A 13,285-nucleotide genomic window follows, 5' to 3' on the forward strand; every position below is an offset into this window, starting at 1 on the left:
CTTTATGACTGATGACTGTCAAACAGCATAGATTTTCAGGGAATCCACATCATTATGAGTTACGGGCCAACACCTATAGCCAGCGTTCCAGCCAGTTCGAGCACTACGACGTCGCAATCGTCCCAGTATTGTGCGCCAGTTTCCTATGCCGATGCGGCAAAAAAACGTCCTTCTAATTCAAGTCGGGAAGTTAAACCTCTCAATCCACCAACTCAACTTCCAGAAGGTGTTCGTCAACATTCGACCAATCCCTCAGATATTTCAGGTCGGCAGGCATCTGCCTGCCAGCCTGCCAAGACATCTCAGCCATCACGGTATTGTGCGTCAGGTTCCTATGCCGATGCGTTAAAAGGGCGTAGATCTACCTTAAATCCGAACACTGAAACGTTTATTCCACATTCGCAACTTCCCCATGGTGGTCATCAACATTCGAACAGACCCTCAAGGCCAGCAACTGCATACCAGAGTTCTACTCCCCGGACGTTTCAGACATGCCCTCCTGAAGCTCTTAAAAAAGCGATCAATAGCGCTTTCGCAATGCTCAACAATCAAAATTTCACAGATGCAGAAAAAGCATTCTGGACCATCTTAAACGGCAAACATGGCATACCGAATCGGTTCGACAAGCAGGAAGCAACCATCGGGCTTGCAAGATCTCTAAAAGAGCAAACCCACGAAAAACAGATGGAAGCCTGCTCTATTCTGGAAGAACTCAGGTTAGATGGAAAACTTACCAGGTTCGGAGCTTCGACCATTAATAACCTTGATCTGTGCCTGAGCCTCTGTGAAGAAGCACTTGGAAGACACCTTGATGCCGAAACTCGACTGTTGAGACTGAGAAGAAAAAGGCGCGATGCCGATGAGAGAGCCCTGTGCGAACCCTCTAGCTATTATGTCGCAGATATTAGTAATGCCCGACTGTGGCAGCTTATGGGCAAATACACTCAGGCTGAAACACTGTTCCTGAACATAAAAAAAGAACTGATCAAAAACCTGCAGTCGAAACCCTATTCTCCTGCTACATCAAAACTTCGTAAACACCTCGATACCGTCAACATGGCCCTGATGCGACTCTGGCAGTTGATGGACAAACATCAAAAGGCTGAACTTCTGATGCTCAGCATCATTGGCAAGCGCCCCGATGACGATGAGGACATACTCTGCAGGCCATCTGATCATAAAGACGTTGATCTGGCTCTGACGTTTATCTGGCGGGCGTTGGGCAAGCGTGAGCGGGCTGAGAGGCTGCTGCTGAACATGAGTCGCAAGCATCCCGATGACAGTGAGGAGATTCTGTGTAGCCCCACTGGCCATCGTGCCATTGACATGGCTCTGGTGCGAACCTGGGATGAAATGGACAAACTTGAGCTGGCTGAAAAGCTACTGCTGAGCATGAGTGGAAAGCGCCCCGGTGACAGCGAGGAAGAACTGTGCAAGCTCTGTGGGCATCATGACATTGATCTCTCTCTGGCACTGGTCTGGGAGAGGAAATTCAAATATATACGAACTGAAAAGCTACTGCTGAACATGAGTGGAAAGCGCTCCGGTGACAGCGAGGAAGCACTGTGCAAGCTCAGTGGGAATCGTGAAATTGACCTGGCTCTGGTTCGATTTTGGGAGCTGACGGGCAAATATGAACTGGCTGAAAAGCTGCTGCTGAACATGAGTCGCAAGCATCCCGGCGCCACTGAAGAGATTCTGTGCAAGCCCTGCTGGCAGCTGGAAATAGATCTGACACTGGTGCAATACTGGGAGGTCTCGGGCAAATATCGCCTCTCTGAAAGACTGCTGCTTAACATGAGTGGCAAGGACCCCGATGATAGTGAGGAGATCCTTTGCAAGCCTTGTGGAAATCATGATATTGATCTGGCTCTGGTGATGCTCTGGGAGATGATGGATAAACCTGAACAGACTGAAAGACTGCTGCTGAATATGAGTGGTAAGCACCCCGGTGACGACGAAGACAGCCTGTGCAAGCCCTCTGGCAATCATGAGATTGACCTGACTCTGGCACGCTGCTGGGAGAATGCAGGCAAATTTGGACGGGCTAAAAGACTGCTTGAGCGTGGCTGTGAATTCTATCATTCGATTGAATTTGAACTCACACTATTAAAGTTACCTACCGGGCAAGAAGGATTTATGGAAATGATTAGCCACTATCCGGAAAGTACCAATACCTTACTGGCTAACTCGGTCCATTATTTCAACCTGGCTTGTAAGCAGATCATTCAGGATGACCCGGAGTCAGGACAAGATAACCTTCATAAGGCTCTGGAATTTGTGGAATCAGCACTGAAGAAATACCCTCCGAGTGCGGGAGCTTTTTCCCAAAAAGCGCACTGTCTCAGAATGCTGGGGAAAAATGAGCACGAATGGAAGGAATGGTTTGATAGAGCAAGAGCCTTTGACTCCAGCCGGACACACAGGGCTAAAACTCATTTTTGGCGAAACAGGGAGGCCGCTGCCCTTCAGAAGTTATCGAACTCCAAAGAATAAAAAAACTTCCTTGAACCTTTATGACTGATGACTGTCCAACATGTCAGCAGCATAGATTTTCAGGGAATCTACATCATTATGAGTTACGGGCCAACACCTTCAGCCAGCGCTCCAGCCAGTTCGAGCACTTCAACATCGCAATCGTCTCCATATTGTGCATCAGGTTCCTATGCCGATGCGGTAAAAAGACGTCTATCCACCTCAAATCGGGAAATAAAATCTCTTACTCAACCGGTTCAACTTCCACAAGTTGTTCATCAACGTTCCACCTGTCCCTCAGATATTTCGGGTCGGCAGGCATCTGCCTGCCAGCCTGCTACGACATTGCAACCGTCAGGGTATTCTGCGTCAGGTTCAGATACCGGTGCATCAAAAGGGCGTAAATTTACCTTAAATCCAAACGCTGAAACGTTTATTCCACGTTCGCAACGTCCTCATGGTGGTCATCAACATTTGAACAGTCCCTCAAATACTCCAGACTGGCCAGCAACTGCATACCAGAGTTCTACTCCCCGGACCTTTCACCCAGAGGCGAAGACCTGCCATCCTGAAACTCTTAAAAAAGAGATCAAAAGCGCTTTAGCAATGCTCGACAATCATAATTTCACAGGTGCAGAAAAAGCATTCCGGGCCATCTTACACAGCAAGCATGGCATACCGAATCCGTTCGACAAGCAGACAGTAACCATAGGGCTTGCAAGATCGCTAAAAGAGCAAACCCGCGAAAAACAGATGGAAGCCTGCTCTATTCTGGAAGAACTCAGGTTAGATGGAACACTCGACAGGTTCGGAGCTTCGAGCATTGGTAACCTTGATCTGAACCTGAGCCTTTGCGAAGAGGCACTTGGAAGATACTTTGATGCCGAAACCCGACTGTTAAGACTGAGAAGAAAAAGACGCGATGCCGATGAGAGAGCCCTGTGCGAACCCTCTCGCTATTATACCGCAGATATAACTCATGCCCGACTGTGGCAGTCTACGGGCAAATACACTCTGTCTGAAACATTGTTACTGAACATAAAAACAGAACTGATTAAAAACCTGCAGTCAAAAGCCCACTCTACCGCTACATCAAAACTGCGTAATCACCTCAATACCGTCAATACGGCCCTGATGCGACTCTGGCAGTTGATTGGCAAACATCAAAAGGCTGAACTTCTGATGCTCGAAATCACTGGCAAGCGCCCCGATGACGATGAAGACATACTCTGCAGGCCATCTGATCATAAAAACATCGATCTGGCTCTGACGTTTATCTGGCGGGCGTTGGGCAAGCGAGAGCGGGCTGAGAGGCTGCTGCTGAACATGAGTCGCAAGCATCCCGATGACAGTGAGGAGATTCTCTGTAGACCCACTGGCGATCGTGCCATTGACATGGCTCTGGCGCGAACCTGGGAAGAAGAAATGGACAAACTTGAGCTGGCTGAAAAGCTATTGCTGAACATGAGCGGAAAGCGCCCCGGTGACAGCGAGGAAGAACTGTGCAAGCTCTGTGGGCATCATGACATTGATCTCTCTCTGGCGGTATTCTGGCAGAGGATGTACAAATATATGCGAACTGAAAAGCTACTGCTGAACATGAGTGGAAAGCGCCCCGGTGACAGCGAGGAAGCACTGTGCAAGCCCTGTGGGAATAGTGAAATTGACCTGGCTCTGGTGCGATTTTGGGAGCTGACGGGAAAATATAAACTGGCTGAAAAGCTGCTGCTGAACGTGAGTCACAAGCATCCCGGCGCCAGTGAAGAGATCCTGTGCAAGCCCTGCTGGCAGCAGGAAATTGATCTGACCCTGGTGCGATACTGGGAGGTCCTGGGCAAATATCACCTCTCTGAAAGACTGCTGCTTAACATGAGTGGCAAGGACCCTGATGGCAGTGAGGAGATCCTTTGCAAGCCTTGTGGAAACCATGATTTTGATCTGGCTCTGGCGGTGCTCTGGGAGAATATGGATAAACCTGAACGGACTGAAAGACTGCTGCTGAACATAAGTGGTAAGCACCCCGATGACGACGAAGACAGCCTTTGCAAGCCCTCTGGCAATCATGACATTGACCTGATTCTGGCACGCTGCTGGGAGATTACAGGCAAACATGAACGGGCTATAAATCTGGTTGAGCGTGGCTGTGAATTCTATCATTCGAGTGAATTTGAACTCACACTGTTAAAGTTTTCTACCGGGCAAGAAGAATTTATGGAAATGATTAGCCACTATCCGGAAAGTGCCAATACCTTGCTGGCTAACTCGATCCATTATTTCAGCCTGGCTTGTCAGCAGATCATTCAGGACACCCCGGAGTCAGGGCAAGATAACCTTCATAAGGCTCTGGAATTTGTGGAATCAGCACTGAAGAAATACCCACCAAGTGCGGGAGCTTATTCGCAAAAAGCGCACTGTCTCAGAATGCTGGGGAAAAATGAGCAAAAATGGAAGGAATGGTTTGCTAGAGCGAGAGCCTTTGACTCCAGCCGGACATACAGGTCTAAAACTCATTTTTGGCGAAACAGGGAAGCCGCAGCCCTTCAGAAGTTGTCGAATTCCAAAGAATAAAAAAACCTCCTTGAACCTTTATGCCTGATGACTGTCCAACATTTCCAACAGCATAGATTTTCAGAGAATCTCCATCATTATGAGTTACGGGCCAACACCTACAACCAGTGCTCCAGTGAGTTCGAGCATCAGGACATCGCAATCGTCTCAATATTGTGCGCCGGGTTCCTATGCCGATGCGGCAAAAAAGTCTCTAACTACCTCAGGCCGGGAAACTAAATCTCTTACTCAACCGGCTCAACTTCCACAAGTTGTTCATCACCGTTCCACCAATCCCTCAGATATTTCGGGTCGGCAGGCATCTGCCTGCCAGCCTGCTACGACACTACAACCGTCAGGGTATTGTGCGTCAGGTTCAGATACCGGTGCATCAAAAGGGCATAAATTTACCTTAAATCCAAACGCTGAAACGTTTATTCCACGTTCGCAACTTCATCATGGTCATCAGCATTCGAACAGACCCTCAAATACTCCAGACTGGCCAGCAACTGCATACCAGAGTTCTACTCCCCGGACGTTTAACCCGGAGGCGGAGACCTGCCCTCCTGGAGCGGTTAAAAAAGAGATCAAAAGCACTTTCGCAATCCTCAAAAATCAAAATTTCATAGATGCAGAAAAAGCATTCCGGACCATCTTAAACGGCAAGTATGGTATACCGAATCGGTTCGAGAAGCAGGAAGCAACCATAGGGCTTGCAAGATCTCTAAAAGAGCAAACCTGCGAAAAACAGATGGAAGCCTGCTCTATTCTGGAAGAACTCAGGTTAGATGGAACACTCAACAGGTTCGGGGCTTCGACCATTAACAACCTTGATCTGACCCTGAGCCTTTGTGAAGAAGCACTTGGAAGACACCTTGATGCCGAAACCCGGCTGTTGAGACTGAGAAGAAAATGGCGCGATGCCGATAAGAAAGCCCTGTGCAAACCTTCCCGCTATTATGACGCAGATATTACTCATGCACGACTGTGGCAGTCTATGGGCAAATACACTCTGGCTGAAACACTGTTACAGAACATAAAAACAGAACTGATTAAAAACCTGCAGTCAAAACCCTACTCTCCTGCTATAGCACAACTGCCTAAATACCTCGATACCGTCAATATAGCCCTGGGGCGACTCTGGCAGTTGCTGGACAAACATCAAAAGGCAGAACTTCTGATGCTCGACATCATTGGCAAGCGCCCCGATGACGATGAGGACATACTCTGCAGGCAATCTGATCATAAAGACGTTGATCTGGCTCTGTCGGTTATCTGGCGGGCGTTGGGCAAGCATGAACGGGCTGAGAGGCTGCTGCTGATCATGAGTCGCAAGCATCCCGATGACAGTGAGGAGATTCTGTGTAGCCCCACTGGCCATCGTGCCATTGACATGACTCTGGTGCGAACCTGGGATGAAATGGACAAATTTGAGCTGGCTGAAAAGCTACTGCTGAACATGAGTGGAAAGCGCCCCGGAGACAGCGAGGAAGAACTGTGCAAGCCCTGTGGGCATCATGACACTGATCTCACTCTGGCACTACTCTGGCAGAAGAAATACAACTATATACGAACTGAAAAGCTACTGCTTAACATGAGTGGAAAGCGCCCCGGTGACAGCGAGGAAGCACTGTGCAAGCTCTGTGGGAATCGTGAAATTGACCTGGCTCTGGTGCGATTTTGGGGGCTGGTGGGCAAATATAAACTGGCCGAAAAGCTGCTGCTGAACATGAGTCGCAAGCATCCCGGCGCCAGTGAAGAGATCCTGTGCAAACCCTGCTGGCAGCAGGAAATTGATCTGACACTGGTGCGATACTGGGAGGCCTTGGGCAAATATCACCTCTCTGAAAGACTGCTGCTTAACATGAGTGGCAAGGACCCCGATGACAGTGAGGAGAGCCTTTGCAAGCCTTGTGGAAACAATGATTTTGATCTGGCTCTGGCGATGCTCTGGGAGATGATGGAAAAACCTGAACGGACTGAAAGACTGCTGCTGAACCTGAGTGGTAAGCACCCCGATGACGACGAAGACAGCCTTTGCAAGCCCTCTGGCAATCATGACATTGACCTGACTCTGGCACGCTGCTGGGAGATTACAGGCAAACTTGGACGGGCTAAAAGACTGGTTGAGCGTGGCTGTGAATTCTATCATTCGAATGAATTTGAACTCACACTGTTAAAATTATCTGTCGGGCAAGAAGGATTTATGGAAATGATTAGCCGCTATCCGGAAAGTGCCAATACCTTGCTGGCTAACTCGATCCATTATTTCAGCCTGGCTTGTGAGCAGATCATTCAGGATAACCCTGAGTCAGGACAAGATAACCTTCATAAGGCTCTGGAATTTGTGGAATCAGCACTGACAAAGTACCCACCGAGTGCGGGAGTTTATTCCCAAAAAGCGCACTGTCTCAGAATGCTGGGAAAAAGTGAGCAAGAATGGAGGGAATGGTTTGATAGAGCGGAAGCCTTTGACTCCAGCCGGACATACAGGGCGAAAACTCATTTTTGGCGAAACAGGGAGGCCGCTGCCCTGCAGAAGTTATCGAATCTCAAAGAATAAAAAAACTTCCTTGAACCTTTATGACTGATGACTGTCCAATAAGTACCTAACCAGTTGGTTTCGCATATTCTGGACGGCGGCGTTTTCCATCCTTCTGCGTTCCAACTCTGGTTGCGTAGCTATGGCTACGCGCCCGTCGTTGCGCCTTGAAGGATGAAAAAATCCACTCGCCAGAATATGCGAAACCAACTGGCCAGGTACTGAGCATAGATTTTCAGGGAATCTACATCATTATGAGTTACGGGCCAACACCTACAACCAGCGCTCCAGCCAGTTCGAGCACTGCGACATCGCAATCGTCTCAATATTGTGTGTCTGGCTCCTATGCCGATGCGGTTAGAAAACGTCTATCTACCTCTAATCGGGAAACTAAATCTCTTACTCAACCTGCTCAACTTCCACGAGGTGTTCGTCAACATTCGACCAATCCCTCAAATATTTCGGGTCGGCAGGCATCTGTCTGCCAGCCTGCTAAGACATCTCAGCCGTCACAGTATTGTGCGTCAGGTTCAGATACCGGTGCATCAAAAGGGCGTAGATCTACCTTAAATCCGAAAGCTGAAAGGTTTATTCCACGTTCGCAACGTCCTCATGGTGGTCATCAACATTCGAACAGTCCCTCAAATATTCCAGACTGGCCAGCAACTGCATACCAAAGCGCTACTCCCCTGAAGTTTCACCCAGAGGCGAGGGCCTGCCCTCCTGAAATTCTTAAAAAAAAGATCAAAAGCGCTTTCGCAATGCTCAACAATCAAAATTTCACAGATGCAGAAAAAGCATTCCGGGCCCTCTTAAACGGCAAGCATGGCATACCGAATCGGTGCGAAAAGCAGGAAGCAACCATAGGGCTTGCAAGATCTCTAAAAGAGCAAACCTGCGAAAAACAGATGGAAGCCTGCTCTATTCTGGAAGAACTCAGGTTAGATGAAAAACTTACCAGGTTCGGGGCTTCGACCATTAATAACCTTGATCTGACCCTGAGCCTTTGTGAAGAAGCACTTGGAAGACACCTTGATGCCGAAACTCGACTGTTGAGACTGAGAAGAAAATGGCGCGATGCCGACATGAGAGCCCTGTGTGAACCTTCTCGCTATTATGCCGCAGATATTAGTAATGCCCGACTGTGGCAGTCTATGGGCAAATACACTCTGGCTGAAACACTATTACTGAACATAAAAACAGAACTGATTAAAAACCTGCAGTCAAAACCTTACTCTCCTGCTACAGCACAACTGCCTAAATACCTCCATACCGTCAATATGGCCCTGGGGCGACTCTGGCAGTTGCTGGACAAACGTCAAAAGGCAGAACTCCTGATGCTCGACATCATTGGCAAGCGCCCCGATGACGATGAGGACCTACTCTGCAGGCAATCTGATCATAGAGACGTTGATCTGACCCTGACGTTTATCTGGCGGGCGTTGGGCAAGCAAGAGCGGGCTGAGAGGCTGCTGCTGAACATGAGTCGCAAGCATCCCGATGACAGTGAGGAGATTCTGTGTAGCCCCACTGGCCATCGTGCCATTGACATGACTCTGGTGCGAACCTGGGATGAAATGGACAAATTTGAGCTGGCTGAAAAGCTACTGCTGAACATGAGTGGAAAGCGCCCGGGTGACAGCGAGGAAGAACTTTGCAAGCTCTGTGGGCATCATGACACTGATCTCACTCTGGCACTACTCTGGCAGAGGAAATGCAACTATATACGAACTGAAAAGCTACTGCTGAACATGAGTGGAAAGCGCCCCGGCGACAGCGAGGAAGCACTGTGCAAGCCCTGTGGGAATCGTGAAATTGACATGGCTCTGATGCGATATTGGGAGCTGACGGGCAAATATAAACTGGCTGAAAAGCTGCTGCTGAACATGATTCGCAAGCATCCCGGCGCCAGTGAAGAGATCCTGTGCAAGCCCTGCTGGCAGCTGGAAATTGATCTGACACTGGTACGACACTGGCAGGTCTCGGGCAAATATCACCTCTCTGAAAGACTGCTACTTAACATGAGTGGCAAGGACCCTGATGGCAGTGAGGAGAGCCTTTGCAAGCCTTGTGGAAATTATGATATTGATCTGGGTCTGGCGACGCTCTGGGTGATGATGGATAAACCTGAACGGGCTGAAAGACTGCTGCTGAACATAAGTGGTAGGCACCCCGGTGACGACGAAGACAGCCTGTGCAAGCCCTTTGGCAATCATGACATTGACCTGACTCTGGCACGCTGCTGGGAGATTACAGGCAAACTTGGACGGGCTAAAAGACTGGTTGAGCGTGGCTGTGAATTCTATCATTCGAATGAATTTGAACTCACACTGTTAAAATTATCTGTCGGGCAAGAAGGATTTATGGAAATGATTAGCCGCTATCCGGAAAGTGCCAATACCTTGCTGGCTAACTCGATCCATTATTTCAGCCTGGCTTGTGAGCAGATCATTCAGGATAACCCTGAGTCAGGACAAGATAACCTTCATAAGGCTCTGGAATTTGTGGAATCAGCACTGACAAAGTACCCACCGAGTGCGGGAGTTTATTCCCAAAAAGCGCACTGTCTCAGAATGCTGGGAAAAAGTGAGCAAGAATGGAGGGAATGGTTTGATAGAGCGGAAGCCTTTGACTCCAGCCGGACATACAGGGCGAAAACTCATTTTTGGCGAAACAGGGAGGCCGCTGCCCTTCAGAAGCTATCGAATCTCAAAGAATAAAAAATATCCTTGAACCTTTTTGACTGATGACTGTCGAATAAGTACCTAGTGCAGCCAAGCCTTGATATCCATACAGGCCACTCGTTCCGATACTCTGAGGTCGTCATTCCCGCGAAGGCGGGAATCCAGCGCCAACAGCGGGTCTCTGCCTTCTCGCGGATGAAAAGGCCAGGGGGACACCGGGCAGTATGGTTCTGGTGATGAGTCTGTGTGGATTCCCGCCTTCGCGGGAATGACGGGAGTGAGGCCGGAAATGACGGGAGGGGAACGGGTTTTGCGACACCCTCTGTTGCGTGGGAACGAGGGGTGTATGGATATCAGAGCTTAGCTGCACTAGGTACTTAGCATAGATTTTCAGGGAATCTACATCATTATGAGTTACGGGCCAACACCTACAACCAGCGCTCCAGCCAGTTCGAGCTGTACGACATCGCAATCGTCTCCATATTGCGCGTCAGGTTCCTATGCCGATGCGGCAAGAAACCGTCAATCCACCTCAAATCGGGAAATAAAATCTCTTACTCAATCGGCTCAACTTCCACAAGTTGTTCATCAACGTTCCACCAGTCCCTCAGATATTTCAGGTCGGCAGGCATCTGCCTGCCAGCCTGCTACGACATCTCAGCCGTCAGGGTACTGTGCGTCAGGCTCAGATACCGGTGCATCAAAAGGGCGTAGATCTACCTTAAATCCGAACGCTAAAACGTTTATTCCACGTTCACAACTTCCTCATGGTGGTCATCAAGATTCGAACAGACCCTCAAGGCCAGCAACTGCAGACCAGAGTTCTACTCTCCGGACCTTTCACCCAGAGGCGAAGACCTGCCCTCCTGAAGTTTTTAAAAAAGAGATCAAAAGCGCTTACGCAATGCTCAACAATCAAAATTTCATAGATGCAGAAAAAGCATTCCGGACCCTCTTAAACGGCAAGCATGGCATACCGAGTCGCTTCGACAAGCAGGAAGCAACCATAGGGCTTGCAAGATCTCTAAGAGAGCAAACCCACGAAAAACAGCTGGAAGCCTGCTCTATTTTGGAAGAGCTCAGGTTAGATGGAAAACTTACCAGGTTAGGAGCCTCGACCATTAGTAACCTTGATCTGTGCCTGAGCCTCTGTGAAGAAGCACTTGGAAGACACCTTGATGCCGAAACCCGACTGTTGAGACTGAGAAAAAAAATGCGCAATGCCAATGAGAGAGCCCTGTGCGAACCTTCTCACTATTATGCCGCAGATATCAGTAATGCACGACTTTGGCAGCTTATGGGCAAATACACTCTGGCTGAAACATTGTTACTGAACTTAAAGACAGAACTGATTAAAAACCTGCAGTCAAAACCCTATTCTCCTGCGACATCAAAACTGCGTAGACACCTCGATACCGTCAACATGGCCCTGATGCGACTCTGGCAGTTGATGGGCAAACATCAAAAGGCTGAACTTCTGATGCTCGACCTCATTGGCAAGCGCCCCGATGACGATGAGGACATACTCTGCAGGCAATCTGATCATAAAGACGTTGATCTGGCTCTGACGTTTATCTGGCGGGCGTTGGGCAAGCATAAGCGGGCTGAGAGACTGCTGCTGAACATGAGTCGCAAGCATCCCGATGACAGTGAAGAGATTCTGTGTCGCCCCACTGGCCATCGTGCCATTGACATGGCTCTGATGCGCACCTGGGATGAAATGAACAAACTTGAGCTGGCTGAAAAGCTACTGCTGAACATGAGTGGAAAGCGCCCCGGTGACAGCGAGGAAGAACTTTGCAAGCCCTGTGGGCATCATGACATTGATCTCTCTCTGGCACTAATCTGGCAGAGGAAATACAAATATATACGAACTGAAAAGCTACTGCTGAGCATGAGTGGAAAGCGCCCCGGTGACAGCGAGGAAGAACTGTGCAAGCCCTGCGGGCATCATGACATTGATCTCTCTCTGGCACTACTCTGGCAAAGGATATACAAATATATACGAACTGAAAAGCTACTGCTGAACATGAGTGGAAAGCGCCCCGGTGACAGCGAGGAAGAATTGTGCAAGCTCTGTGGGAATCGTGAAAGTGACCTGGCTCTGGTTCGATTTTGGGAGCTGACGGGCAGATATACACTGGCTGAAAAGCTGCTGCTGAACATGAGTCGCAAGCATCCCGACGCCAGTGAAGAGATTCTGTGCAAACCCTGCTGGCAGCATGACATTGATCTGGCTCTGGTGCGATGCTGGCAGCTTACAGGCAAATATAAACTTTCTGAAAGACTGCTGTTGAATATGATTGGCTGGCAACCCAATGACAGTGAGGAGATCCCGGGCAAGTCCGGTGGTCATGATGTTCTTTACCTGGCTCTCGCACGGCTCTGGGAGATGATGGATAAACCTGAACGGACTGAAAGACTGCTGCTGAACATAAGTGGTAAGCACCCCGGTGACGACGAAGACAGCCTGTGCAAGCCCTCTGGCAATCACGACATTGACCTGACTCTGGCACGCTGCTGGGAGAATACCGGCAAACTTGGACGGGCTGAAAGGCTGCTTAAGCGTGGCTGTGAATTTTATCATTCGAATGAATTTGAACTCACACTATTAAAGTTATTAACCGGGCAAGAAGGATTTATGGAAATGGTTAGCTACTATCCGGAAAGTGCCAATACCTTGGTGGCTAAATCGATCCATTATTTCAGTCTGGCTTGTGAGCAGATCATTCAGGATAACCCTGAGTCAGGACAAGATAACCTTCATAAGGCTCTGGGATTTGTGGAATCGGCACTGAAAAAGTACCCACCGATTGCGGGAGCTTTTTCCCAAAAAGCGCACTGTCTCAGAATGCTGGGGAAAAGTGAGCAAGAATGGAGGGAATGGTTTGATAGAGCGGAAGCCTCTGACTCCAGCCGGACATACAGGGCTAAAACTCATTTATGGCGAAACAGGGAAGCCGCTGCCCTTCAGAAGTTATCGAATCTCAAAGAATAAAAAACGCCCTTGAACCTTTATGACTGATGACTGTCCAAC

The 13,285-nt window shown here is 49.0% G+C and carries 6 protein-coding genes; 5 read left to right on the plus strand and 1 reads right to left on the minus strand.

Translation table 11 applies throughout. The features are described 5' to 3' along the window. Window positions 1–54 precede the first annotated feature (54 nt). The 4 genes from ACOJUO_RS24945 (at window position 55) to ACOJUO_RS24960 (ending at window position 10,284) form a co-directional block, all read left to right on the plus strand. Window positions 55–2,496: a hypothetical protein gene (locus tag ACOJUO_RS24945; RefSeq protein ID WP_422138512.1), complete on the plus strand. Its 2,442-nt coding sequence runs from the start codon at window positions 55–57 to the stop codon at window positions 2,494–2,496. 78 nt (window positions 2,497–2,574) lie between these two features. Continuing rightward, window positions 2,575–5,043: a tetratricopeptide repeat protein gene (locus ACOJUO_RS24950; protein WP_422134579.1), complete on the plus strand. Its 2,469-nt coding sequence runs from the start codon at window positions 2,575–2,577 to the stop codon at window positions 5,041–5,043. A gap of 79 nt (window positions 5,044–5,122) precedes the next feature. Then, window positions 5,123–7,585: a tetratricopeptide repeat protein gene (locus tag ACOJUO_RS24955; protein ID WP_422138513.1), complete on the plus strand. Its 2,463-nt coding sequence runs from the start codon at window positions 5,123–5,125 to the stop codon at window positions 7,583–7,585. 233 nt (window positions 7,586–7,818) lie between these two features. Beyond that, the gene (locus ACOJUO_RS24960; protein WP_422138514.1) at window positions 7,819–10,284 is read left to right on the plus strand and encodes a tetratricopeptide repeat protein; all 2,466 of its coding nucleotides are present in this window, start codon (window positions 7,819–7,821) and stop codon (window positions 10,282–10,284) included. Between the two features lie 45 nt (window positions 10,285–10,329). Here the strand turns inward: ACOJUO_RS24960 and ACOJUO_RS24965 are convergent, their stop codons facing one another. Continuing rightward, a complete protein-coding gene (locus ACOJUO_RS24965) occupies window positions 10,330–10,464 on the minus strand; it encodes a hypothetical protein (protein WP_422132603.1) in 135 nt (44 codons plus the stop codon). A gap of 193 nt (window positions 10,465–10,657) precedes the next feature. On the opposite strand from ACOJUO_RS24965, the gene ACOJUO_RS24970 reads away from it, so the two are divergent. Beyond that, window positions 10,658–13,246 carry a tetratricopeptide repeat protein gene (locus ACOJUO_RS24970; RefSeq protein WP_422138515.1) on the plus strand — a complete coding sequence of 863 codons (2,589 nt, stop codon included), beginning with the start codon at window positions 10,658–10,660 and terminating at the stop codon, window positions 13,244–13,246. Window positions 13,247–13,285 lie beyond the last annotated feature (39 nt).

The sequence above is a fragment of the Endozoicomonas sp. ALC020 genome (assembly GCF_049275935.1).
GTDB lineage: Bacteria > Pseudomonadota > Gammaproteobacteria > Pseudomonadales > Endozoicomonadaceae > Endozoicomonas_A.